This window comes from Blastococcus saxobsidens DD2 (assembly GCF_000284015.1).
Lineage (GTDB): Bacteria > Actinomycetota > Actinomycetes > Mycobacteriales > Geodermatophilaceae > Blastococcus > Blastococcus saxobsidens_A.
In genome coordinates this window covers 552,554-575,370 of sequence record NC_016943.1, presented here as the reverse complement: position 1 = coordinate 575,370, position 22,817 = coordinate 552,554, and the positions used below count along the sequence as shown (strand labels likewise).

At 74.1% G+C, this 22,817-nt stretch carries 24 protein-coding genes and 1 tRNA gene; 4 read left to right on the top strand and 21 right to left on the bottom strand.

Annotation, left to right across the window (positions count from 1 at the left end):
• Window positions 1-113: 113 nt before the first annotated feature.
• The 6 genes from BLASA_RS02680 to BLASA_RS02655 all read right to left on the bottom strand — a co-directional run bounded on the left by BLASA_RS02680 (window position 114) and on the right by BLASA_RS02655 (window position 5,221).
• On the bottom strand, window positions 114-464 hold the full coding sequence (locus BLASA_RS02680) for a histone-like nucleoid-structuring protein Lsr2 (protein WP_014374466.1): 351 nt from the start codon (window positions 462-464) through the stop codon (window positions 114-116).
• A gap of 145 nt (window positions 465-609) precedes the next feature.
• The gene (gene lysS, locus BLASA_RS02675; RefSeq protein ID WP_197536299.1) at window positions 610-2,067 is read right to left on the bottom strand and encodes a lysine--tRNA ligase; all 1,458 of its coding nucleotides are present in this window, start codon (window positions 2,065-2,067) and stop codon (window positions 610-612) included.
• 77 nt (window positions 2,068-2,144) lie between these two features.
• Entirely contained in the window at window positions 2,145-2,951 is an 807-nt protein-coding gene (locus BLASA_RS02670) for a type III pantothenate kinase (RefSeq protein ID WP_014374464.1), read from the bottom strand.
• A gap of 16 nt (window positions 2,952-2,967) precedes the next feature.
• A complete protein-coding gene (panD, locus tag BLASA_RS02665; protein WP_014374463.1) occupies window positions 2,968-3,393 on the bottom strand; it encodes an aspartate 1-decarboxylase in 426 nt (141 codons plus the stop codon).
• Window positions 3,390-4,247, bottom strand: a complete 858-nt coding sequence (panC, locus tag BLASA_RS02660; RefSeq protein WP_014374462.1) for a pantoate--beta-alanine ligase — start codon at window positions 4,245-4,247, stop codon at window positions 3,390-3,392. Before panC ends, panD begins: the two co-directional genes overlap by 4 nt.
• On the bottom strand, window positions 4,244-5,221 hold the full coding sequence (locus BLASA_RS02655; RefSeq protein WP_014374461.1) for a Rossmann-like and DUF2520 domain-containing protein: 978 nt from the start codon (window positions 5,219-5,221) through the stop codon (window positions 4,244-4,246). The genes panC and BLASA_RS02655 overlap by 4 nt, the downstream gene beginning before the upstream one ends.
• A 281-nt stretch (window positions 5,222-5,502) precedes the next feature.
• Between BLASA_RS02655 and BLASA_RS02650 the strand changes: the two genes are divergently transcribed.
• Window positions 5,503-6,255, top strand: a complete 753-nt coding sequence (locus BLASA_RS02650; RefSeq protein ID WP_014374460.1) for an SDR family oxidoreductase — start codon at window positions 5,503-5,505, stop codon at window positions 6,253-6,255.
• On the opposite strand, the gene BLASA_RS02645 is transcribed toward BLASA_RS02650, so the two are convergent.
• Window positions 6,171-7,712: a DUF6779 domain-containing protein gene (locus tag BLASA_RS02645; RefSeq protein ID WP_014374458.1), complete on the bottom strand. Its 1,542-nt coding sequence runs from the start codon at window positions 7,710-7,712 to the stop codon at window positions 6,171-6,173. The genes BLASA_RS02650 and BLASA_RS02645 overlap by 85 nt on opposite strands.
• 82 nt (window positions 7,713-7,794) lie before the next feature.
• On the opposite strand from BLASA_RS02645, the gene BLASA_RS02640 reads away from it, so the two are divergent.
• Complete coding sequence (locus BLASA_RS02640; RefSeq protein ID WP_014374457.1) at window positions 7,795-8,403, top strand: DUF1684 domain-containing protein; 609 nt, start codon at window positions 7,795-7,797, stop codon at window positions 8,401-8,403.
• A 100-nt stretch (window positions 8,404-8,503) separates the two neighbouring features.
• Here BLASA_RS02640 and BLASA_RS02635 read toward each other — a convergent pair whose 3' ends face one another.
• The 3 genes from BLASA_RS02635 to BLASA_RS02625 form a co-directional block, all read right to left on the bottom strand.
• On the bottom strand, window positions 8,504-9,502 hold the full coding sequence (locus tag BLASA_RS02635; protein ID WP_014374456.1) for a glycine betaine ABC transporter substrate-binding protein: 999 nt from the start codon (window positions 9,500-9,502) through the stop codon (window positions 8,504-8,506).
• A gap of 146 nt (window positions 9,503-9,648) precedes the next feature.
• A complete protein-coding gene (locus BLASA_RS02630; RefSeq protein ID WP_014374455.1) occupies window positions 9,649-10,398 on the bottom strand; it encodes an ABC transporter permease in 750 nt (249 codons plus the stop codon).
• Window positions 10,374-11,072 (bottom strand): ABC transporter permease, encoded by a 699-nt coding sequence (locus tag BLASA_RS02625; protein WP_014374454.1) that lies wholly within the window; start codon window positions 11,070-11,072, stop codon window positions 10,374-10,376. The genes BLASA_RS02630 and BLASA_RS02625 overlap by 25 nt, the downstream gene beginning before the upstream one ends.
• 26 nt (window positions 11,073-11,098) lie before the next feature.
• Here BLASA_RS02625 and BLASA_RS02620 point away from each other — a divergent pair, with 26 nt between their 5' ends.
• Window positions 11,099-12,286, top strand: coding sequence for an ABC transporter ATP-binding protein (locus BLASA_RS02620; protein ID WP_014374453.1), 1,188 nt, complete (start codon window positions 11,099-11,101; stop codon window positions 12,284-12,286).
• 97 nt (window positions 12,287-12,383) lie between these two features.
• Here the strand turns inward: BLASA_RS02620 and BLASA_RS02615 are convergent, their stop codons facing one another.
• The 10 genes from BLASA_RS02615 to dacB form a co-directional block, all read right to left on the bottom strand.
• The gene (locus BLASA_RS02615) at window positions 12,384-12,896 is read right to left on the bottom strand and encodes a DUF3180 domain-containing protein (protein ID WP_041775568.1); all 513 of its coding nucleotides are present in this window, start codon (window positions 12,894-12,896) and stop codon (window positions 12,384-12,386) included.
• 8 nt (window positions 12,897-12,904) lie between these two features.
• Window positions 12,905-13,408, bottom strand: coding sequence for a 2-amino-4-hydroxy-6-hydroxymethyldihydropteridine diphosphokinase (gene folK / locus BLASA_RS02610; RefSeq protein WP_014374451.1), 504 nt, complete (start codon window positions 13,406-13,408; stop codon window positions 12,905-12,907).
• Entirely contained in the window at window positions 13,405-13,782 is a 378-nt protein-coding gene (gene folB, locus BLASA_RS02605) for a dihydroneopterin aldolase (RefSeq protein WP_041775567.1), read from the bottom strand. Before folB ends, folK begins: the two co-directional genes overlap by 4 nt.
• Window positions 13,775-14,629 (bottom strand): dihydropteroate synthase, encoded by an 855-nt coding sequence (gene folP, locus BLASA_RS02600; RefSeq protein ID WP_014374449.1) that lies wholly within the window; start codon window positions 14,627-14,629, stop codon window positions 13,775-13,777. Before folP ends, folB begins: the two co-directional genes overlap by 8 nt.
• A gap of 13 nt (window positions 14,630-14,642) precedes the next feature.
• Entirely contained in the window at window positions 14,643-15,260 is a 618-nt protein-coding gene (folE, locus tag BLASA_RS02595) for a GTP cyclohydrolase I FolE (protein WP_014374448.1), read from the bottom strand.
• Window positions 15,261-15,273: 13 nt separating this feature from the next.
• Window positions 15,274-17,250, bottom strand: coding sequence for an ATP-dependent zinc metalloprotease FtsH (gene ftsH / locus BLASA_RS02590; RefSeq protein WP_014374447.1), 1,977 nt, complete (start codon window positions 17,248-17,250; stop codon window positions 15,274-15,276).
• Between the two features lie 407 nt (window positions 17,251-17,657).
• On the bottom strand, window positions 17,658-18,182 hold the full coding sequence (gene hpt / locus BLASA_RS02585) for a hypoxanthine phosphoribosyltransferase (RefSeq protein WP_041776036.1): 525 nt from the start codon (window positions 18,180-18,182) through the stop codon (window positions 17,658-17,660).
• A 107-nt stretch (window positions 18,183-18,289) separates the two neighbouring features.
• The gene (gene tilS, locus BLASA_RS02580) at window positions 18,290-19,267 is read right to left on the bottom strand and encodes a tRNA lysidine(34) synthetase TilS (protein ID WP_014374445.1); all 978 of its coding nucleotides are present in this window, start codon (window positions 19,265-19,267) and stop codon (window positions 18,290-18,292) included.
• Window positions 19,268-19,274: 7 nt separating this feature from the next.
• Entirely contained in the window at window positions 19,275-20,363 is a 1,089-nt protein-coding gene (locus BLASA_RS02575; RefSeq protein ID WP_014374444.1) for a zinc-dependent metalloprotease, read from the bottom strand.
• A gap of 126 nt (window positions 20,364-20,489) precedes the next feature.
• Complete coding sequence (gene dacB / locus BLASA_RS02570) at window positions 20,490-21,917, bottom strand: D-alanyl-D-alanine carboxypeptidase/D-alanyl-D-alanine-endopeptidase (protein WP_014374443.1); 1,428 nt, start codon at window positions 21,915-21,917, stop codon at window positions 20,490-20,492.
• A gap of 56 nt (window positions 21,918-21,973) precedes the next feature.
• Here dacB and BLASA_RS02565 point away from each other — a divergent pair, with 56 nt between their 5' ends.
• On the top strand, window positions 21,974-22,468 hold the full coding sequence (locus BLASA_RS02565) for an inorganic diphosphatase (protein ID WP_041775566.1): 495 nt from the start codon (window positions 21,974-21,976) through the stop codon (window positions 22,466-22,468).
• A gap of 224 nt (window positions 22,469-22,692) precedes the next feature.
• Here BLASA_RS02565 and BLASA_RS02560 read toward each other — a convergent pair.
• A tRNA-Thr gene (locus BLASA_RS02560) sits at window positions 22,693-22,765 on the bottom strand.
• Window positions 22,766-22,817 lie beyond the last annotated feature (52 nt).

Here is a 22,817-nt window from a genome sequence, read left to right as displayed (position 1 = left end):
GAAGGCCCCGGCAAGCGGAGCTTCCCGGGGCCTTCGTCGTCGCCGGCGGAGCCGGCATCTGTCTTTCGAGGGATCAGCCCGCCGAAGGCGGTCGGCTCCCCAGCGGAGCTGTGTCAGTGGGCGGCCTCGTAGGCCTCGACGACGCTGGCCGGAATGCGGCCGCGGTCGCTGACCGCGTGGCCGTTCTTGCGCGCCCAGTCGCGGATGGCACCGGCCTGCTCGCGGTCCATGCGGCCACCGCCACCGGTGGCCCGGGAGCGGCCACCGCCGGAGGCACGCGTACCGCGGCCGACCTTCCGCGCCGCAGAGACGTACCGGGCGAAGACGTCGCGCAGTTCCTGGGCGTTCTTCTCCGCGAGATCGATCTCGTACGACGTGCCGTCGAGCGAGAAGCTCACGGTCTCGTCGGCCGGCAGATTCTCGTCGAGGTCGTCGCTCAGGATGACCTGGACCTTGCGCGCCATTCGTTCCTCGCTCTTCGCAGCGGCCCGGGAGCCGGTCGGAAATAGCACCCGACGGGTGCGCGGCCCATTAGATCACAAGTCGCGGCAATTCGGTAATGGCGGAGAACCTTCGCCGATCTATTGCGACCCGATGGGTCGGCTGAGTTCAGGAACTAATTCGCCTGACCAGCGGAAAGAGGATCGTCTCCCTAATGCCGAGCCCGGTGAGCGTCATCATCAACCGGTCCATGCCCATCCCCATACCACCGGTCGGCGGCATGCCGTATTCGAGCGCCTCGAGGAAGTCCTCGTCGAATGCCATGGCCTCGGGGTCGCCGGCCGCAGCGAGCGCGGCCTGGGCGGTGAACCGCTCCCGCTGGAGCACCGGGTCCACCAGCTCGGAGTACGCCGTGGCCCGCTCGATGCCCCCGATGTAGAGGTCCCACTTCTCCGCCACCCCGGCCTGCGTCCGGTGCGCACGCGTGAGGGGCGAGGTGTCGACCGGGTAGTCGATGACGAAGGTGGGCTCCTGCAGCGTGTGCTGCACCAGCGCCTCGAAGATCTCCTCGACGAGCTTGCCGTGGATCCAGGCCGGGTCGACGCCGACCTCGTGCCGCTCGGCGAGCTGCCGCAGCCGCTCGATCGGGGTCCCGGGGGTGACCTCCTCCCCCACCGCCTCCGACACCGCCGTGAAGAGCGGGACCTGCGGCCACTCGCTCGACAGGTCGATCTCGGTGCCGTCGTGGTGCCGGGCCACGTGGTCGCCGAAGAGGGCGACCGAGCACTCCTGGATGAGCTCGCGGGTGACCGTCGCCATCACCTGGTAGTCGGCGTAGGCCTGGTAGGCCTCCAGCATCGCGAACTCCGGCGAGTGCGAGCTGTCGGCGCCCTCGTTGCGGAAGTTGCGGTTGATCTCGAACACCCGGTCCAGCCCACCGACGATGCACCGCTTGAGGAACAGTTCCGGGGCGATGCGCAGGTAGAGGTCCAGGTCGAAGGCGTTCATGTGGGTGCGGAACGGCCGGGCGGCCGCGCCTCCGTGCACGGTCTGCAGCATCGGGGTCTCGACCTCGAGGTAGCCGCGGGCGGCGAGGCCGGCCCGCAGCGTCGACATCACGGTGGCCCGCTGGCGCACCGTGCGCCGGGCCTCGTCGCGCACGATGAGGTCGACGTAACGACGGCGGACCCGCAACTCCTCGCTCATCGGCTTGTGCGCCACCGGAAGCGGCCGCAGCGCCTTGGCGGTGAGCTGCCACGAGTCGGCGAACACCGAGAGCTCGCCGCGGCGCGACGTCCCGACCTCGCCTTCGACGAAGACGTGGTCACCGAGGTCGATGTCGGATTTCCAGGCGGCGAGCGACTCCTCGCCGACCCGGTCGCGGGAGAGCATCGCCTGGAGCTCGGCGTCGCCCTCGCGCAACGTCGCGAAGCAGAGCTTGCCGGTGTTGCGGACGAAGATCACCCGGCCGGTCACTCCCACCCGCTCGCCGGTCATGGTGTCCGGCTCCAGCTCGGAGTGGGCGGCACGGACGCCGGCGAGCGTGGTGGTGCGCGGCACGGTGACCGGGTACGGGTCGATGCCCGACTCGCGCAGCCGGTCGAGCTTGGCCCGCCGGACCCGCATCTGCTCGGGCAGCTCCTCCGCGCCGGTGTCGTCGCTGGCGGGGCCGTTCGGTCCTTCGTCGGTCACGGGGGCCCAGCCTACGGGGCGCTTCCCCGCCGCTCGGCGGCCTGCTGCCGCTCGAAGGCCAGCCGGAGCCCGTGCACCGTCAGGTCGGGCTCGCGCTCAGCGATGGTGCGGCAGCTGCCGGCCACCACCGGGGCCAGCCCCCCGGTGGCGACCACGACCGGTGCGGTACCGAACTGGGTGACGATCTCCGCCGCGATCCGCCCGACCAGCCCGTCGACCAGGCCCGCGAACCCGAGGACCAGCCCGGACTGCAGCGCGGCCACGGTGTTCTTGCCGATGGCGTGCGGAGGGCAGGTCAGCTCCACCGACCGCAGCTGGGCGGCCCGGCTGGCCAGCGCGTCCAGGCTGACCTCGACGCCCGGCGCCAGCGCGCCGCCGAGGAACTGCCCGCCGGGGCCCACGGCGTCGACGTTGGTGGAGGTGCCGAAGTCGACGACGACCACCGGGCGGTCGCCGCCGTCGGCCGTCCGGCCGAACAGCTCGTGCGCGGCCAGCGCGGTGACGACGCGGTCGGCACCGACCTCGCGCGGGTTGTCCACGTGCAGCGGGACCCCGGTCCGCACGCCGGGGCCGATCAGCACGACCGGCACCTCGAGGGAGTCCAGCAGCTGGCGCAGCGACGGCAGCAGCGCGGGGACCGTCGAGCAGGCGGCGACGCCGGTGACCTCGGTGTCGCGGAGCAGGCCGCGCCACACCATCCGCAGCTCGTCGGCGGTGGCGCGGGGCGCGGTGGTCACCCGCCAGGAGCCGACCAGCCGGTCGCCGTCGAAGGTCGCCAGGACGGTCTGGCTGTTGCCGACGTCGACGGTCAGCAGCACGGGAGGACCCAGCCGGTCACCGGACCGGTACGCCGAGGTCGCTGCGCTGCTGGTCGGACGCGCCGGGCACCGGGGCCGACGGGTCCCCGCCGAGCTCGACGACGCGGTTGGCGCCGTCGACGTGCACGACCTTGGGGATGTAGCTCTTGGCCTCCGTCTCGTCCATGACGCCGTAGCTGATCAGGATGACCATGTCGCCGGGGTGCACGAGGTGGGCCGCGGCCCCGTTGATGCCGATCACGCCGGTCCCGCGCTCACCGGGGATGACGTAGGTCTCCAGCCGGGCGCCGTTGGTGATGTCGACGATCGCGACCTGCTCGCCGGGCAGCAGGTCCGCGGCGTCGAGCAGGTCCTCGTCGACGGTCACCGAGCCCACGTAGTGCAGGTCGGCCTGGGTGACCGTGGCGCGGTGGATCTTGGACTTGAGCATGGTGCGCATCATCGGGGGTCTCCCAGCGTGATCGGGGCGTTGTCGAGCAGTCGGGTGGCGCCGGCGCGGACGGCGACCAGCAGCCGGGCGGGCCCGGCGGCGGGCGCCGGCCCCAGGTCGGTATCGGTGAGTTCGAGGTAGTCCTGGACCAGCTCCGGCGCCTCGGCCAGGACGGCCCGGGCAGCGGCGAGGACCGCGCCGGCACCGAGGGGGCCCGCGGCGGCCCCGGCCCGCAGTGCGCGGCTGACCACGGCCGCGGTGCTGCGCTGGTCCGGGTCCAGGTAGCGGTTGCGGGAGGACAGCGCCATCCCGTCGGCCTCCCGCACGGTCGGGACACCGACCACCTCCACACCGAGGGCCAGCTCCCGCGCCATCGCCCCGATGAGGGTGAGCTGCTGGTAGTCCTTCTCGCCGAAGAGGGCCAGGTCCGGCCGGACCAGCCCGAACAGCTTGGCCACGACGGTCAGCACCCCGGCGAAGTGACCGGGGCGCACCGCGCCCTCCAGCACGGTTCCCAGTGGCCCGGGGTCGACCGTCACGCCCAGCGCACCGGACGGGTAGACCTCCTCCACCGGCGGGTGGAAGACCACGTCGGCCCCCTCCTCGGCCAGGGTGGCCAGGTCGGCGTCCCAGGTGCGCGGGTAGCGGTCGAAGTCCTCCCCCGGGCCGAACTGCGTCGGGTTCACGAAGACGGACACGACCACGCTGCCGGCACGGGCCCGCGCGGTACGGACCAGGGCCCGGTGCCCCTCGTGCAACGCGCCCATGGTGGGGACCAGCGCCACCGGGCCGGGCAGCGCGGCGACCAGCCGGCGCAGCTCGGAGACGGATTCGGCGACGACGGGGGCGGTCCGGAGACCGGTCACCGGGAGCCCGCGGGGTCGTCGGAGCGGTGCGTCGGGGTGGTGGGGCGGGCAGGTGGCTCGGCCAGCAGGTCGAGCAGCGGCGCGGCCTCGTGCGCCTTGAGACGGCCGGCGGCGAGCGTCCGCTCCGCGGTGCGCTGGGCCATGGCCACGTAGGCGGCGACCGAGTCGGGGGCGCGCTCGGCGAGGGTGGCGAGGTGCTGGGCGACGGTGCCGGCGTCCCCCCGGCTGACCGGCCCGGTGAGCCCCCGGTCGCCCCGCCGCAGTCCGTTGTCGAGGGCAGCGGTGAGCAGCGGGGCGAGCACCCGCGCCGGATCCCCCACGCCGGCGGTGCGCAGCAGGTCCGACGCCTCGGCCACCAGCGTGACCAGGTGGTTGGCACCGGTGACCAGGGCCGCGTGGTACAGCCCGCGGTCGGCCTCGGCGACGAAGAAAGGCTCCCCGCCCATCTCCAGGACCAGGGTCTCGGCCACGGGCCGGTGCTCGGGGCGGCTGGTCACGCCGAACGGCGCGCCGACGAGCCGCTCGCCGTCCTCCGCGGCGCCGGTGAAGGTCATCGCGGGGTGCAGGGCGAGGGCGAGGACCCCCGCTCGCTCGGCGGGGCCGAGGACGGCCAGCCCGTGCGCGCCGGACGTGTGGAAGGCCAACTGGCCGGCCCGCCAGGCGCCGGTGCCGGCGAGCCCGGAGACCAGGCCCGGGAGGGTGTCGTCGGGGACGGCCAGGACGACCAGGTCGGAGGCGGCGACGACCTCGTCGGCGGGGACGAGGGGTGCGCCGGGGAGCAGGCGCGCGGCCCGCTCGGCGGAGGCGGCGGAGAGGCCGGAGGCGGCGACCACCTCGTGGCCGGCGGCGGCGAGAGCGGCGCCCAGGACGGCGCCGACGCGACCGGCGCCGATCACCCCCACCCGCAGGCGGGCGGGCGCGGACGAGGCCGCCGGCAGTCCGGCGGCACGGACGGTCCTGCGGGAAGCAGGCATCGATGCACCTCTCGTTCCAGTCCCTGGCGGGTACCGGACGTCGGGCGCGATCTCCACCATCGGAGATCGCGGTGGGTCATGCGGGTGGTGCGTTCGGCCGGCGTCCGCTGCAACCGGATGTGTCACGCGGAGGTCGTGCCTATGGCGAGTGTTGCGACCAGTGTGCGCCCCCGCAACGCCTGGTTGCTGTGGCGTGGCTCACGCTCGGCCGGAGACCCGGCGGTCGCGGCGCCACCGCGCCGTCCTACCGTGACGGCCGGCACATCGGCGAGGGAGGCACCGTGCACACGTTCGAGGGACGCACCGCTCTGGTCACCGGCGGCAGCCGGGGCATCGGCCTGGGCATCGCCCGCAGCCTGGTCGACCGGGGCGCCCGGGTGGTGCTCACCGCCCGCAAGCCCGACGCTCTCGCCGAGGCGGTCGAGTCGCTCGGCGGCCCCGAGGTGGCCGTCGCCGTCCCCGGGAACGCCGGTGACCCGGAGCACCGGGCCGCGGCGGTGCGCACGGCGGTCGAGACGTTCGGCAGCCTGGACGCGCTGGTCGGCAACGTGGGCATCAACCCCGCCTACGGGCCGCTCATGGACCTGGACCTGGACGCCTGCCGCAAGATCCTGGACACCAACGTGGTCGCCTCGCTCGGGCTGGTGCAGGAGGCATGGCGGGCGTGGATGTCCGAGCACGGCGGGTCGGTGCTCTTCGTCGCCTCGGTTGCCGGTCTCCGCTCCTCGCAGCAGATCGGCGCCTACGGCGTGAGCAAGGCGGCGCTGATCAACCTGACCACCCAGCTGGCCGTGGAGCTCGCCCCGAAGGTGCGGGTGAACGCGGTGGCGCCGGCGGTGGTGAAGACCCGGTTCGCCGGCGCGCTGTTCGAGGGCCGCGAGGCCGAGGCGGCGGCGTCCTACCCCATGGCCCGCCTGGGGACGCCGGAGGACGTCGGCGAGGCCGCGGCCTACCTGCTCGGCGACGGCGCCGGGTGGGTCACCGGCCAGACCCTGGTGCTGGACGGCGGCGGGCTGTCGCGCGGCCCGCGCTGATCCGGTTCAGTCCCGGCCGAGGACCCGCGCCAGGACGTCGTCGGACTCCCCGTCCTCCCGGTACCGCCGCCGGCGGCGTCCACCCGAGGACGTGCTGACGCCGTTCTCGGCGAGGATCTGCGCCAGCCGGTCCGAGGTGTCCTGACCCGGGGCCCGGCCGTCGTCGGCGGGCTGCGGGGCCGCCCAGGACGGCGCCACCGCGGGGTGCTGCGTCGTCGGCACGAACTCGCCGGGCACCGGCGGCTCGAGGGTGTCGTCGGTACGCCGGCGGCGCGGGGCGCCCTCCAGCCGGGGAGGCGTGGGCGGGCCGAGCAGGGACGGAGCGGCCGGCCACTCCAGGGGGGACCGGGGAGGGTCGGCCGGCGGCGGCTCCGCCGAGGGCGGGACCACGGGTGCGACCACCGTGCGCGGGGGCACCGGCGGCAGCGCGTCGGGCACGTGCCGCGACCACCCCGACCCCAGGTACGGATCACCCTCGTGCGCCGCGGCGCGGTCGTGCCGGCCGAACGCCGGGGAGACGGGCTCGGGAGCCGACGGGAGCGGCGGCACCGGCGGCCGCGGCGCGGCCGGCGGTGGGCCGGACGTGGTGGTGCCGGCCGGCGGGGTGTGGCCGGGAACGCGGTGGTGACCGGCGGTGCCGGCGCGGACCAGGTGCTGGTGCGGACCTGCTCGAACTGCTGGACCTCGCGCGGCTCGTCCAGCCGGATCGCCGGCCATCCGCCGGTCAGCTCCCGCGGGGGCGCCTCGTCGCTCCACGGAGCACCACCGTCCAGGACGCGGGCCGGCCCGTCGAGCCGGCTTCCCTCCCCCGGCAACCGGCTGGCCTGCGTGCGCATCACGACCCGCTCGACCAGCATCTCGCTGGACAGCTGCTCGGCGAGCTCGGCGCGCAGCCGGCCCATGTCCTCGCGCAGCGCCGCCAGCTGCTCCAGCTCCGACCGCATGCCGGTCAGGGCGGCGACGTCGTCACGGAGGGCCGCCACCCGGGCCACCTCGTCCCGCAGCCCGCCCAGCGCGGCGAGGTCACCGCGCATGCTGGACACGCGCGCCACCTCGTCCCGGAGGTCGGCCAGCGCCGCGATGTCCCCGCGGAGCGCCTGGAGCTCCCCCCGCATCGCGCCTTCGGTCTCCCGGCGCAGCTCGTTCTCCAGCTCGAGCTCGAACTCACGGCGCGCGGCGACCTCGCGCTCCAGCTCCCGCTCGTAGGCCCGCCGCAGGTCGGCCTCGCGCGCGGCGGCGCGCACCCGGTCGGCTCCGCCGCGGCCGGCGGCGAACGTGGCGAGCACGAATGCCCAGGCCACGGCGACGACGGCGATCTTCAGCAGCTGGGCGTCGTCGGTGAGCAGGACCGCCAGGGTGGCGCCCACGGCGAGGACGAAACCGCCGGCCTGCAGCAGCATCCGGGGACCTGGAGCGGCCGGGCCGCGGTCGACGTCGTCGTCCTCGCGGCGGGGCATGGCCCCAGGGTAGCGACGAGCGGCGCTCACGGGCAGCATCCGCGCCCGTGCCGAGCGTGGCCGCAGATGTCACAGTGCTGGGGTGACCCTCTCCCTCCTCGACTGGCGCCGCCGGGTGGCCGCCCTGCACGCCGCGGTACGCGACACCGCCGATCCGGAGGCCGGCTGGCGCCGGTGGCGGGACGGGCGGGACGAGCTGTTCGCCGGCCATCCGCAGTCACCGCTCGACACCGCCGCACGGGCCGCGTTCACCGGACTGCCGCACGCGCCGTACGAACCGGCGCTGCGCTTCGAGCCGGTGGTGGAGCCGGCCGCGCCCCTGCGGCTCGAGGTGCCGACGGCCGCCGACGGCGTGGTGCCCCTGGAGCGGATCGGCGCGGTGACGCTGCCGGGCGTGGGCCGGCTCGACGTCTGGTGGGTGGCGCTCTACGGCGGCGGGGTGTTCCTTCCGCTGCGGGACGGCAGTGCCGGGGACACCACGTACGGCGGGGGACGCTACCTGCTGGACACCGTGAAGGGCGCCGACCTGGGCGGGAACGACGACCGGCTGGTGGTCGACCTCAACTTCGCCTACCACCCGTCGTGCGCCTACGACCCGCGCTGGTCCTGCCCCCTGGCCCCGGAGGGCAACCGGGTCGGCGCCGCCGTCGCCGCCGGGGAGCTGCTGCCCCCCGGCGGCTGGTACCCCTGATGATCAGGTGACCTGATCATCGGGGGTCCTGGCTCAGCGTCGACGGTGAGCCAGGACCCCCGACGGTGAGCCAGGAGAGGGTTCAGCCCTGGGCGAGCGTTCAGCCCTGGGCGAGGGCGCCGTCGGAGCTGAACACCAGGCCCAGGGAGATCTCCCCCTGCTCGAGGGCAGCCTTCGTCAGCGGCCCACCGGCGTCGAGCTCCCGGAAGCTGTCGAACTCCAGGCCGTAGGTCTCCTCCAGACCCGGCTGGCAGAACGGCCGCTCCGGGCATTCGCCCGGGCCGCCCAGGACCAGGGAACCGTCCCCACAGGCTTCGGCCAGCTCGGAGAGGGTGCTGACCCCCAGCTCGTCGGCGAAGGCCTGGGTGACGGCGAAGGCGTTCTGGTCGGCCGCCTCGGAGGGCTGGCCGAACACCAGCCCGGCCTCCTCGGCCAGCGGCGTGAGGGCCTCGACGGTGGCGTCGACGTCGCCGGACGCGACCTGGTTGGCGTCGTCGCCCTCGAGGAACTCCGTGGCGGTCGAGAGGTACTCCGGGAAGACCTGGATCTCCCCGCTCTGCAGCGCCGGCAGGTACAGCTCCCGGTTGCCGACCTCCTGCACGGAGGCGTCGAAGCCCGCGGCGTCGAGCACGTCGGCGTAGATGGTGGCCAGGATCGTGGACTCGGTGAAGTTCGCGCCGCCGACCACGACGGTTCCGCTCCCCTGCTCCAGGCCGGCGGTGTCGATGTTCTCCTCGACCCACGCGGCGGCGACCTCCTCGGCGCTCTGCCGCTGGACGTCGACGGCGGCGTTCATCGCCACCAGCTCGTCGGTGGTGAGAGCCGCGGACACCTCGTCGAGGGCCGGCAGCAGGGCGGGGTTGGCCTGAGCTGCCGCCGCGTTCACCGCCGGGATGATGTTGTCGGCGTTCTGCAGGTTGCGGTCGTCCTCGAGGACCACCAGCTGGTCGCCGGGGACCGGGGCGCAGGCGTCGCCGGAGGCCGCCGTCTCGCCGCCCGCGCCACCCCCGCCGGTGCCCGAGGAACCCGACTCGCCGCAGGCCGCGGTCAGGGCGACCGCGACGGCGAACGGAGTGATGTACCGGATGCGTGCGCGCATGTCCTGACGCCCCGCCTTCTGTGTCCCGTGGCAGCCGGCTGCCACGCGTGTCTGGCGGGAGTTCCCGCGAGCCACATGCAACCTGCCCGACCAGTTGTGTGCAACCGAGACCGGGACCTGTTGCACTTCCGTTACCGCACCCGCGGCTACCGCGGTCGCGCGAATGCAGAGAGTCGGGGGTCGCTCGCTGTCCGTCCGCGCGCCACGGGCCAGAGCCGCCGGGGTCCGGGCGTCATTGCCCAGGCGAGCGTGGCGAGCACCGCCTCGGTGAGCACCGCCAGGAGCGCGACCAGGACGGCGCCGGCGAGCACCGCCCCGTAGTCCTGCTGCGCGAACGCCAGAGTGATGATCCGCCCGAGCCCGCCGCCGGCGACCAGGGCCGCCAGCGTCGCCGTCGCGACGACCTGGACCGCGGCCGTCCGGACCCCGGTCATCACCAGCGGGGCCGCCAGCGGCAGTTCGGCGCGCAGCACCACCTGGCGGCCGTTCATGCCCATCGCGCGCGACGCCTCGACGACGTCCCGGTCGACGGAGCGGAAACCCACGTACGTGTTGGTGAGGATCGGCGGGACGGCGAACACCGCCAGGGCGATCGTCGTGGCCGTGGGCCCGAAACCGATGGGGGTGACCGCGAAGATCGTGAGCAGCGCCAGCGTCGGAATGGCCCGGGAGACGTTCGACAGCGCCACGGTGAAACCGCCGCCGCGGCCGGTGTGCCCGAGCAACATGCCCACCGGCAGGGCGAGCAGCATCGCGACCAGCACCGCGGAGGCCGAGATCCGCAGGTGCTCTCCGAGCAGATCCAGGATGCCGCCATCACGGGTCCAGTTGAACGGGTCGTTGAGGTAGCGGAGCGCCTCCTGGAACAGGTTCACGAGCGCGCCCGCCTCGCCCACGGGGTCAGCACGCGCTCGGCTCCGGCCAGCAGCAGGTCGGCCAGGAGGGCCAGCAGCACGCAGCCGACGGCGCCGGTGACGATCTCCGCCCGGTAGAAGTTCGCGTTGAACCCGCCCACGATGAGCTGCCCCAGGCCCCCGTGGCCGACGATGACACCCACCGTGGTGAGCGCCACGGTGGACACGGTGGCCACCCGGAGCCCCGCGATGAAGGCCGGCAGCGCCAGCGGCAGCTCGACCTGCCACAGCAGCCGGCCCGCCCCGTAGCCCATGCCGCGGGCCGCTTCGCGCACGTCGGCCGGCACGGACTGCAGCCCGGTCAGGAAGTTCCGGACCAGGATGACCAGCGTGTACAGCACCAGCCCGATCAGCACCGTCGTCGCCGTCAGGCCGGTGAACGGGAAGACGAACGCGAACATCGCCAGCGACGGGATGGTGTAGATCAGCGTCGACAGGCCGAGCACCGGCCCGGCGAGCCAGCGGCTGCGCCGCGCCAGCAGGGCCAGGGGCAGCGCGATGAGCGCGCCCAGCAGGACGGCGGCGGCGGTCAGCCTGACGTGCTCGCCCAGGTAGCCCACAATGGAGTCCCAGTTCGACGTCACGTAGGACGGGTCGAACCACGGGTTCGGCGCCGCATCGACCGCGAGCGCGTTCCGGCTCGCCGCGCTCAGCACCGGGCGCTCCCCAGGAAGGCCATCTCGTGGACGCTACTGCCCCTCCGCACTCCCCCGCACGCGCCGGGGGCGCCGAGGCCATCCGGCTCGAGGGCGTCAGCAAGGTCTACCCCGACGGCACGGTGGGGGTCCAGGAGCTCGACCTCACCTTCGCCGCCGGCGAGCTGACCGTCCTGGTGGGCCCCTCGGGCTGCGGCAAGACCACCACGATGAAGATGATCAACCGGATCATCGAGCCCACGACCGGCCGGATCCTGCTCGGGGAGGACGACGTCACCGCAGCCGACCCGGTGAAGCTGCGCCGCCGCATCGGGTACGTCATCCAGAACGTCGGGCTCTTCCCGCACCAGACCATCCGGGTCAACGTGGGCACCGTGCCGCGCCTGCTGGGCTGGGACAAGCGCCGGATCGCCGACCGGGTGGAGGAGCTGATGGTCCTCGTCGGCCTGGATGCCGACGTCCACGGCGACCGGTACCCGCACCAGCTGTCCGGCGGTCAGCGCCAGCGGGCCGGGGTGGCCCGGGCGCTGGCGGCCGATCCCACCGTCCTGCTGATGGACGAGCCCTTCTCCGCCGTCGACCCGATCGTGCGCGAGCGCCTCCAGTCGGAGTTCCTGCGGCTGCAGGCCGCCGTCGGCAAGACGATCGTCTTCGTCACCCACGACATCGAGGAGGCGGTGCGGATCGGTGACCGGATCGCGGTGATGAGCGAAGGCGGACGGGTGGAGCAGTTCGCCACCCCGGCGGAGTTGCTGGGCCGGCCGGCGAACGCCTTCGTGGCCGACTTCGTCGGCGCCGACCGGGGCCTCAAGCGGCTGGCGGTCACCGGGATCGACGTCGCCGACCTCGAGCGGCCACCGGTGGTGCATGTGGCCGACGGCCTCGCCGACGCCCGGTCGACGCTGCGGAGCTCCGGTGCGCGGTGGGCCGTCGTCCTCGATGACGACGGCAACCTGCACGGCTGGCTCTCCCTCGAGCGGGCGGAGGGCGCCGGCACGGTGGGCTCGGCGGCCCGGCGGATGGAGGCCTGGGTGCCGCGCGAGGCCTCGCTGAAGACGGCGTTCGCGACGATGCTGCAGCACGAGGCGGGCTGGGTGGCGGTGCTCGACGGCGAGCACTTCCTCGGCGTCCTCACCCCCGAGTCGCTGCACGCGGCGCTGCGCCGCTCCATCGAGGGCGCCGCTCCGGAGACCGCGGGCGCGCTCCTCGCCTGATCACGCGAGTGGGGCCCGGAGGGTCTCGCGCAGGTGCGATGGACACGCTCATCGCACCGGGGGCTCCGGGTCGCGGTGTCGTCCGGAGGACGACGGATCACACGGCGCTGACGCCTTCGTTCGGGCCCTCCTCCTCCGGCGGGATCCGGCAGGCGCTCTCCAGCCACAGGGCGGCGGCGACCAGGGCGAGCGAGCTCAGCAGGCCGATCAGCGCGGCGACGGTGTCGCTGCCGGCGTACTGCAGCCGGCCCACCGCCGGCCCGACGTGCAGCAGCACGCCGGCCCAGATCCCGGCGAACACCGCGCCCACGTAGGCGCTGGCCTGGGCGAGCACGGCGAGGCGGGCCACGAGCATCGGTTCCACCGGCCGGACGGCGGCGCTGTCCGGCCCGGTCGGGCCGCGCCCGGCGCGGGCCGCCCGCAGTGCGTCCAGCCTGGTGCGGAGCGTGCGGGCCCCCAGGGCCTCGACGACGGCGAGGACGGCGAGCGGGACCGGCAGCCACCAGCGCAGCGGCGGGAGGTCGCCGTACCAGGTGCGGACCAGCAGCCAGGCGGCCACGGCCAGCCCGAGGGCGAGCACGGCGAGGTCACGGCGACGGACGGGGGTCACGGCCGGCCTCAGTGCAGGTGGTCCCAGCGCACGACCGCGGCCACCTCGGCCGGGTCGAGCGCCGCCACCAGGTCGGCGACCGCGCCGCGCCCGGGGAGGACGGCGGTGGGGTCGAGCGTCTGCCATGGGACCAGCACGAAGGCCCGCTCGTGCGCCCGCGGGTGCGGGAGGGTGAGCTCCGGGTCCTCGGAGATCAGGGGTGCGCCGTCGTCGCCGGCCACGGTGACCACGTCGACGTCGAGCGTGCGCGGGCCCCACCGGACCTCCCGGGTGCGGCCGGCGGCCTGCTCCAGCTCGTGGGCCAGGGTGAGCCAGCCGCGGGCGTCGCGATCGCCCCGGACCACGGCGATGGCGTTCAGGTACGGCGACTGCTCGACCGGACCCCACGGCGGCGTCTCGTACAACGTCGAGCGGGCGACCAGCCCCGCGTCCTTGAGTGCGGTCAGCGCGGTCCGGATCGTGCCGGCGCGGTCGCCGAGATTGGCCCCCAGTGACAGGACGGCGCGGCTCATGCGCGCTGGCGCCGGATGGTGACCGTGACGTCGTCGAACGGGACGCCGAGCTCGGCCTCCGGCTTGTGCACGGTGATCTCCACCGCCTCGACGAGCTGGTTGCGCAGGCAGACGTCGGCCAGCCTCTGCGCGAGGGTCTCCAACAGGTTCACCGGCTCCCCGTTGAGGACGGCGTGCAGCTGCTGGGCGAGGTCGGCGTAGTCGACCGTCCGCGTCAGGTCGTCACCCATGGCCGCGGCGGTGGTGTCCAGCTCCAGGACGGCGTCGACGCGGAACATCTGCCCGCGCTCGCGTTCGAAGGCGTAGACCCCGTGGTGGGCGTGCGCCCGGATGCCGTGGACGGCGATGCGGTCGGGGGTGCGTCGCTCAACCATGTCGGGCTCCCTTCGCACTGCGGATGGCGTCGAGGGTGCGTACCGCGTCGACGGAGGCCGCGGCGTCGTGCACCCGCACCCCCCATGCTCCCGCCTCCGCGGCGAGGACGGTGGTGGCCAGGCTGGCGTCGTCCCGCTGCTCGGCCGGCCGGGGTGTCCCGTCCGGCCCGGCGAGCAGCCGGCCGAGGAAGGACTTCCGCGAGGCCCCGACGAGCACCGGGAGACCGAGGGCCACCACCCGGTCGAGTCCGGCCAGCAGCGCCCAGTTGTGCTCCGGCCGCTTGGCGAACCCCAGCCCCGGGTCGAGCACCAGCTGCTCGGGACGCACGCCGGCGGCGACGACGTCCTCCGCCCGGGCGGTGAGCTCGGCGCACACCTCGGTCACGACGTCGCCGTACTGCGCGGCCGCGTACATCTCCCGGCTGTGGCCGCGCCAGTGCATGAGCACCCACGGCGCGCCGGTCTCGGCCACCAGCTTGGCCATGCCCTCGTCGGCCAGCCCGCCGCTGACGTCGTTGACCAGCACAGCGCCGGCATCCAGCGCCGCCTCGGCGACCTCGGCGCGGGTGGTGTCGACGCTGGTGCGCACCCCGGCGGCCGAGAGCTCGCGGATCACCGGCAGCACCCGCCGGCACTCCTCGGTGGCGTCCACCCGGTCGGCGCCGGGGCGGGTGGACTCCCCGCCGACGTCGACGTAGTCGGCACCGGCCGCGTGCATCGCCATCCCGTGCGCGATCGCGGTCGCGGCGTCGGCGAAGCACCCGCCGTCGGAGAAGGAGTCCGGCGTGACGTTCAGGACGCCCATCACCAGGCAGCGTCCCGGCCGCGGCAGGGGGGCCGTGGTCATCGCCGGGCCGTGCTCACCGGCCGAGCACCAGACTCATCGCCTCGCTGCGGGTGGCCGCGTTCTCCCGGAAGATCCCGCGGACCGCGGAGGTGACGGTCGAGGACCCGGGCTTGCGCACCCCGCGCATGGCCATGCACAGGTGCTCGGCCTGGACGACGACCAGCGCGCCGCGTGGCTTGAGGGCGTCGTTCAGGGCGTCGGCGATCTGCCGGGTCATCCGCTCCTGGACCTGGGGGCGGCGGGCGTAGACCTCGACCAGCCGCGCCAGCTTGGACAGCCCGGTGACCCGACCGTCGTCGCCGGGGATGTAGGCCACGTGCGCGACCCCGTGGAAGGGCACGAGGTGATGCTCGCAGGTCGAGTACATCGGGATGTCCTTGACCAGCACCAGTTCGTCGTGGTCCTCGTCGAACGTCGTCGCGAGGATGTCGTACGGGTCCTGGGCGAGTCCGGCGAAGGTCTCCGCGTACGCGCGGGCGACCCGGTCCGGGGTGTCCCGGAGGCCGGGCCGGTCGGGGTCCTCCCCGATGGCGAGGAGCAGCTCGCGCACCGCCGCGGCCGCCCGCTGCTGGTCGACGCCGCGGACCGGCTCCAGCAGCTGGTCGGCCGGCTCGGCGGGCACCTCGCTCATCGCCGCTCCCGGCTCATCGCTGCGCCGGGGCCCCGATGTCGCCCACCGGGGTGGTGTCGTGCGTGGCACCGTTCCCGGCGGCCCGCTCGGCGGGGGTGAGGACCGGTGGCTCGCTCGACGGAGTGCGCTTGCCGAAGCCGTTGTACGGCGCGAGGGAGGGCCGCTTGGCGACCGGCGCGCAGATGCGGGCCATGTCCTCCTTGGAGAGGGTCTCCTTCTCCATCAGCTCGAGCACCAGCTGGTCGAGCACGTGCCGGTACTCCACCAGGATCTCCCAGGCCTCGTCGTGGGCGGCCTCGATGAGCGCGCGGATCTCCGCGTCGATGTCGGCCGCCACGGCCTCGGAGTAGTCCGGGCGGGAGTGCATGTCCCGGCCCATGAACGGCTCGGCGTCGCCGGTGCCGTACTTGACCGCGCCGAGCTTGGCGCTCATGCCGTACTGGGTGACCATCGACCGGGCCATCGCGGTGGCCTTCTCGATGTCGTTGCCGGCGCCGGTGGTCGGCTCGTGAAAGACCAGCTCCTCGGCCGCCCGCCCGCCGAGGGCGTACGCCAGGGTGTCGATCATCTCCGACCGGGTCTGGGTGTACTTGTCCTCGGTCGGGAGCACGAGGGTGTGCCCGAGCGAACGGCCGCGGGGCAGGATCGTCACCTTGTGCACCGGGTCCAGGTTGGGCAGCGCGTGCGCCACCAGGGCGTGCCCGCCCTCGTGGTAGGCGGTGACCTTCTTCTCCTTCTCGCTCATCGCCCGCGTCTTCCGCTCGGGGCCGGCGATGACCCGGTCGATCGCCTCCTCGAGGGTCTCGTCGGTGATCAGCGACCCGTTGTTGCGCGCGGTCAGCAGGGCGGCCTCGTTGAGCACGTTGGCCAGGTCGGCGCCGGTGAAGCCGGGCGAACGACGGGCCACGGTCTCCAGGTCGACGTCGGGCGCCAGCGGCTTGCCCTTGGCGTGCACCTCGAGGATCTTCTTGCGGCCCAGCAGGTCGGGCCGGTCGACGGCGATCTGCCGGTCGAACCGGCCGGGGCGCAGCAGCGCCGGGTCGAGGATGTCGGGACGGTTGGTCGCCGCGATCATGATCACGCCGCCCTTGACGTCGAAGCCGTCCATCTCGACGAGCATCTGGTTGAGCGTCTGCTCGCGCTCGTCGTGGCCGCCACCCATGCCGGCGCCGCGGTGCCGGCCGACGGCGTCGATCTCGTCGACGAAGATGATCGCCGGGGCGTTCTCCTTGGCCTGGGTGAACAGGTCGCGGACCCGGCTGGCGCCGACGCCGACGAACATCTCGACGAAGTCCGAGCCGGAGATGGAGAAGAACGGCACGCCGGCCTCGCCGGCCACGGCGCGGGCCAGCAGGGTCTTGCCGGTGCCGGGCGGGCCGAACAGCAGCACGCCCTTGGGGATCTTCGCGCCCACGGCCTGGAACTTGACCGGGTTCTGCAGGAAGTCCTTGATCTCATGCAGTTCCTCGATGGCCTCGTCGGCACCGGCCACGTCGGAGAACGTCGTCTTCGGGGTGTCCTTGGTGACCTGCTTGGCCTTCGACTTGCCGAAGGCCATGACGCCGCGGCCGCCACCCTGCATGGAGTTGAACAGCCAGAAGAGCAGCAGCAGCAGGATCAGGAACGGCAGGAAGCTGAAGAGCAGGCTGACGAGCAGGCTCTCCTGGGTGACGTTGGTGTCGAACTCGGCGTTCTCGCCGTCCTCGGCGCGCAGCAGCTCGACGATGTCGCCCTCGATGGCCACCGGGTAGGACGTCATCACCTCGGTGCTGTCCTCGACCGCGTCGGTGAGCACCAGCTCGAGCGTCTGCTCCTTGGTGTTCAGGGTCGCCGACTCGACGTTGCCCTCCTCGATCTGCTCGAGGGCCGTCGAGGTGGGGATCTCGTCGAGCTCACCGTCACCGCTGAACAGCGAGGAGACGGTGAGGGCCAGCAGGATGACCAGGACGACCCAGAACCAGACCGAGCGGAAGATCTTCTTGCGTTCCATACACCGATGCCGGGCGCCGGCAAGCCGGCCTGCCCGTCGTCCCTCCTGCTCATCCCGGGACACCGCCAGCGGCCCGGGTACGGACCCGGCGCTCGGTGCAACTCGTCGGGACCGAAGGTACACCGGGGAACCTGGCGAACTCCTGCGTGCGAGCTGGGAACGCACCCGGGCGAGCTACGCCGGAGGGGGGTCGGTGCGCCGAGCGGGGGCCGGAGGCTCCCCGAGGCGTGCCGAGGAGCCGCGGGCCCGAGCCGGGGACGGCTGGTAGTCGCGGCACCCGAGGTGAGTCGCCTCGCGAGGGTCGTAGCCGGCGACGGGCCCGGAGGGCCCTCGCCGGGTGCGGCGGGTGGGCTCAGCGCCAGTCGGGGACGCACCTGGCCGCGGTTGTCGTCCGGAGGACGACAGTGTCATTGATAGACCGAGGGCTTCAACGTCGCGATGTAGGGCAGGTCGCGGTACCGCTCGGCGTAGTCCAGCCCGTAGCCGACGACGAACTCGTTGGGGATGTCGAACCCGATGTACTTGACGGGTACCTGGACCTTGACGGCGTCGGGCTTGCGCAGCAGCGCGCACACCTCGAGCGACGCCGGCGCCCGGCCACCGAGGTTCTTGAGCAGCCAGGAGAGCGTCAGCCCGGAGTCGATGATGTCCTCGAGGACGAGCACGTGCTTGCCGGTGATGTCCCGGTCGAGGTCCTTGAGGATGCGGACGACGCCCGAGGAGCTGGTGGAGGACCCGTAGGAGGAGACCGCCATGAACTCCATCTGCGTCGGGAGCTGCAGCGCCCGGGCGAAGTCGCTCATGAACAGCACCGCGCCCTTGAGCACGCCGACCAGCAGGACCTCCTTGCCCGCATAGTCGGCGGCGACCTGGGCGGCGAGCTCGCCGATCTTCTCCTGGATCTGCGCCTCGGTGAGCGTGACGTGGTCGATGTCCGGCCCGTAGCCGTGGTCGGGACCGAGCGCCCCGGGGGTGGTGGCAGGCTCCGTCACGGAAGGGGCTCCTCATGGGGTGCGGGTCCGGGGATGCCGCCCCGGGCTCACGGCGACAGCACCACCAGAGTGCCAGACGCCCGGGCGACGCCTGCGCCGCCGGGTAGGTCCACCGGACCCTGCCCGCGCCAGCGCGTGACCAGGCTCTCGACCGCGCGCAGGTGCACGGCCTGCAGGTCGGGGACGCCGGCGGCACGCAGCCAGCCCCGGAGCACCCGGCGGCGCACCGCGGCGGGCAACGGCTCCAGCGGGCGGGCGGGCAGGCCGCCGTCGCCGACCTCGGCGGCCAGCCGGGCCAGTTCGACCGCGGCGAGCGCGTCGAGGGCCTCGAGGTCCTCCCGGAGCAGGGCGGCGGTGCGGGCGAGCGCCGGCGCGACCCCGCCGCCCAGCACCTCCTCGAGCAGGGGCAGCACCTCGGTGCGCAACCGCACGCGCGTGTAGGCGGGGTCGGTGTTCCACGGGTCGTCCCACACCGGCAGCCCCTGGTCGGCGCAGGCCTGGCGGGTGGTCTCGCGGCGGACCCCGAGCAGCGGGCGCCACCAGGTTCCCGCGCCGTCGGCCCGCTCGGGGACCATCCCGGCGATCGACCGCGGGCCCGAGCCGCGGCCCAGCCCGAGCAGGACGGTTTCGGCCTGGTCGTCCAGGGTGTGCCCGAGGGCGATCCGGGCACCGTGGTCGGCCGCCGCCGCGGCCAGGGCCGTGTACCGGGCGGTGCGGGCCGCGGCCTCCGGGCCGCCGGCGCCGGTGACCTGCACCCGCAGGGCGAGCACCGGGTCGAGACCCAGTTCGCTCAGCACCGCCGCCGTGGTGCGGGCGCGCCGGTCCGACCCCGGCTGCAGCCCGTGGTCGACGGTCACCCCGCCGACGCGGACACCGGCGGCGCGCCCCTCGAACGCGAGCGCCGCGGCCAGGGCCATCGAGTCCGCTCCCCCGCTGCAGGCCGCCAGCACCGGGCGGTCGCTGCCGCGCAGCCCCGCGCGGACGGCGTGCCGGAGCTCTGCGACCGCGGGGGGTGGCCCGCTCACGCGGCGGTCAGGCGGGGAGCGCCGGGCGGCCGAGCACCCGCTCCACCCACAGGTGCGGAGCGGTGAGCTCGTCGAGGAGCGGCAGGTTATCCGGCCCCTGCCAGACCCGGTTGAAGCCCTCCATGCCGGCGAGCTCCACGACGCCGCCGACGAAGTGCCGGCCGTCGGCGTACTGCTTCATCTTCTGCTCCAGGCCGAGCAGCCGGCGGAGCACCCGGTCGATCGGGCCGCGGCCCTTGCGACGCTGGGCGAACCGCTTGCGCAGGGTGCGTACCGACGGCACGACGTCCGGTCCGACGCCGTCCATCACGTACTCGGCGTGCCCCTCGACCAGGCTCATCACCGCCGTGACCCGGTCCAGCACCGCCCGCTGCCGGGGGTCGCGCACCAGCGCCATCAGCCCCTCGGCCTGGCCGTCCCCGTCGCCACCCCGCACGGCGTCGGCGACGCTGCGCAGCACGTCCTGCAGGCGCTCCCGCAGCACGTCGGGGCTCAGGTCGGTGGCCGCCACGAACTCCGCGATCTGCGCCTCCACGTACTCGGCGAGCCACGGGACGCCGGTGAACTGCAGCTGGTGGGTGACCTCGTGCAGGCAGACCCAGAGCCGGAAGTCCGAGGGGTCCACGCCCAGCTTCCGCTCGGTGGCGACGATGTTGGGCGCCACCAGCAGCAGCCGGCCACCGGTGCCGAAGATCTCGTACTGACCGAGCACCCGGGAGGAGAGGAACGCCAGCAGGCCACCGGCCTGGAGGCCGGTGGCGCGGGAGCCGATGGCGGTGGACAGCACCCCCGGCCGGGTCTCCTGGCGCTCGGCCAGCTTCTCGACCAGGGGATCCAGGAGTGCCGCCATGCCGCGGGCGTTGGCGTCGGCCCAGCCGGGCCGGTCCACGACGACCACCTCGGGCACCGCCCCACCGGGCACCGGTCGCAGACCGGTGAGCGCCTCGACGTGCGCCACCGCCGTGGCGGCGGCCTCGTGCAGTTCGGCGACGACGGCGGCGGCCTCCTCCCGCGTGGTCTGCGGGCCGGCGTTCACCAGGCGGCGGGCCGTGCGTCCGGCGAGGTCCCAGTCGACCATCGAGGAGGCGCTGCTCATCGACCCACCTCCGGTGTAGGAGCGGAGTGGCTGCGCCACGCTGGAGAACACATTGCCCCACACCGTAGGCCCTCGTGCAGGGACCCGCCGCGAGCCTGCGAGCGGCGGGGGCAGGAGGGTCCTCTCTCAGCTGCAGCCGCAGGCGGCGAGGGTCGCGGCGAACTGGTCGAGGGCGGCCTCCGCCGCCGCCGCGCTGCTGGTCGCCTCGTCGGCCACGACCGCGAACGCCAGGAGCCGCCCCTCGGCGGTGACGACGGTGCCCGCGAGCGCGTGCACGCCCAGCAGGGTCCCGGTCTTGGCGCGCACGGTGCCCGGCGCGGTCGCGGGGTCGTCGTCGCCGCGGTCGGCGAGCGTGCCGTCGTACCCCGCCACCGGCAGGCCGGCGAGCAGCCCGGAGGCGTTGCCCAGGCTGCCGTCCGCCGCCCCGCTGATCAGGTCCGTCAGCACCTCGGCGGTCAGCACGTTCTCGCGGGAGAGCCCGCTGCCGTCGGCGAGGGTGACGCCGGAGACGTCCAGCCCGGCGTCGTCCAGCGCGTCGACGACCGCCTGCGCGGCCCCCTCGAAGCTGGCTGCTTCGCCCCTCGCCAGCGCGACCTGCCGGGCCAGCGCCTCGGCGAGCACGTTGTCCGACATCGACAGGGCCTGCTCCACCAGCCGGGACACCGGTGCCGACTGCACGGTGCCGAGCGTCTCCGCCCCGGGAGGCGCCTGGCCGAGCACGACGGTGGCCCCCGGGGCGCCGAGAGCGTCGGCGAGTGCGGCACCGGCGTCGAGACCGGGCTGGCCGCTGCGCGCCACCGCCCCGGGGCCGACCCGTGCGCCGTCGACGGCGGTGGCGGTGATCGGCGCGGCATAGCTGGACGGGGCGTCGCCCGGCCCCCAGCCGGAGGCGGTCAGCGGCCCGCTGAACAGCGAGCTGTCCACGACCACGCGGGACACCGGCGTGCCGGCGGGCAGCGCGGCGACCACCTGGGTGGCGAGGTCGGCCATGGTGGGCGCGTCCGGGTAGGTCTGCGACGGATCGGTCCGGGACAGCGTCGGGTCGCCGCCACCCACGAGCACCACCTCACCCGGGACGGCACCACCGACCACCCGCGTCTCCAGCCTGGTGGCGGGGTCGAGGGTGGTCAGCGCGGCGGCGGCGGTGAGCAGCTTCACGGTGGACGCGGGGGTCAGGGGCGCGGCGGCGTCCTGCTCGAACAGCACCTGGCCGGTGGCGACGTCGACGACCTGGGCCGTGGTGCCGGGCCCCAGCGCGGGGCCGGTGACGATCGGGGTCAGGAGGGTCGAGAGGACGTCGGGATCGGGGACGGGGGCGTCGGTGGAGAGAGCGGCGAGGGCCGGCTCCGCCTCGCCGAGCCGGGGCAGCTCCGCGCCGGGGACGGCGGCGGCGTCGCCGGCGCCGCCTGGGTCGGTACCGAGCAGCACACCGAGGCCGATGCCGCCGCCGACGAGGAGCAGGACCAGCGCCACGATGCCCAGCGCCATGCGCCGCCGGAAGCGCCCGTAGTTGGCCGTGACGACCGTCGATCCGCTCGACGAGATGCTGTCCACCCCCTGAGAGGGGGCCTGCGCCGACCCTAGGGGCCCCCGTGGGCCACACTACGTTCGTGCAGTTCGACGTGACGGTAGAAATCCCGAAGGGCCAGCGGAACAAGTACGAGCTGGACCATGAGACCGGACGCATCCGCTTGGACCGGATGCTGTTCACCTCCACCCGCTATCCGGCGGACTACGGCTACATCGAGAACACCCTGGGCATGGACGGCGACCCGCTCGACGCCCTGGTGATCCTCGAGGAGCCGACGTTCCCCGGGTGTCTGGTCACCTGCCGGGCGATCGGCATGTTCCGCATGACCGACGAGGCCGGAGGGGACGACAAGGTCCTCTGCGTGCCGGCGACGGACCCGCGGGTGGCGCACCTCAAGGAGATCCACGACGTGTCGGAGTTCGACCGTCTGGAGATTCAGCACTTCTTCGAGACGTACAAGGACCTCGAGCCGGGCAAGTCGGTCGAGGGCGCCGAGTGGGTCGGCCGCGACGCGGCCGAGGCCGAGATCCTGGCCTCGATCGAGCGCGCCAAGGAGAACTCCCCGCACCACTGACATCCGCCCGGCCCTCCGGACCGGGCGCCGAGCGCACCGACGGCGGCACACCCCCACGGGGGCGTGCCGCCGTCAGCCGTTCCCGCGACCAGGACTCGTCGAACCCCGCCCGGTGCGCACGGTGGCGATCTCCGGGGACGGGCCGGCCGCCCTCGTGCGCACCTCCGGCGCCCCGCGGACGACGCAGCGGGCCCGTCCTGGTGGACGGGCCCGCTGGAGTGGAGAGCCGCCTGTCGGAATCGAACCGACGACCTTCTCATTACGAGTGAGATGCTCTACCGACTGAGCTAAGGCGGCGAACTGCCCGCACAGCCTACGACACCGGACCACCGGCCTCACGCAGGGGCGG

Excerpts from the sequence above, each read along its gene's own strand:
- folB (WP_041775567.1), bottom strand. The coding sequence starts at position 13,782 with ATGGTTGAGCGACGCACCCCCGACCGCATCGCCGTCCACGGCATCCGG.
- BLASA_RS02645 (WP_014374458.1), bottom strand. The coding sequence starts at position 7,712 with ATGCCCCGCCGCGAGGACGACGACGTCGACCGCGGCCCGGCCGCTCCA.
- panD (WP_014374463.1), bottom strand. The coding sequence starts at position 3,393 with ATGATGCGCACCATGCTCAAGTCCAAGATCCACCGCGCCACGGTCACC.
- folE (WP_014374448.1), bottom strand. The coding sequence starts at position 15,260 with ATGAGCGAGGTGCCCGCCGAGCCGGCCGACCAGCTGCTGGAGCCGGTC.
- BLASA_RS02655 (WP_014374461.1), bottom strand. The coding sequence starts at position 5,221 with ATGCCTGCTTCCCGCAGGACCGTCCGTGCCGCCGGACTGCCGGCGGCC.
- BLASA_RS02575 (WP_014374444.1), bottom strand. The coding sequence starts at position 20,363 with ATGAGCAGCGCCTCCTCGATGGTCGACTGGGACCTCGCCGGACGCACG.
- ftsH (WP_014374447.1), bottom strand. The coding sequence starts at position 17,250 with ATGGAACGCAAGAAGATCTTCCGCTCGGTCTGGTTCTGGGTCGTCCTG.
- BLASA_RS02680 (WP_014374466.1), bottom strand. The coding sequence starts at position 464 with ATGGCGCGCAAGGTCCAGGTCATCCTGAGCGACGACCTCGACGAGAAT.
- folP (WP_014374449.1), bottom strand. The coding sequence starts at position 14,629 with ATGACCACGGCCCCCCTGCCGCGGCCGGGACGCTGCCTGGTGATGGGC.
- folK (WP_014374451.1), bottom strand. The coding sequence starts at position 13,408 with ATGAGCCGCGCCGTCCTGTCACTGGGGGCCAATCTCGGCGACCGCGCC.
- lysS (WP_197536299.1), bottom strand. The coding sequence starts at position 2,067 with ATGCGGGTCCGGCGGGCCAAGCTCGACCGGCTGCGCGAGTCGGGCATC.
- BLASA_RS02635 (WP_014374456.1), bottom strand. The coding sequence starts at position 9,502 with ATGCGCGCACGCATCCGGTACATCACTCCGTTCGCCGTCGCGGTCGCC.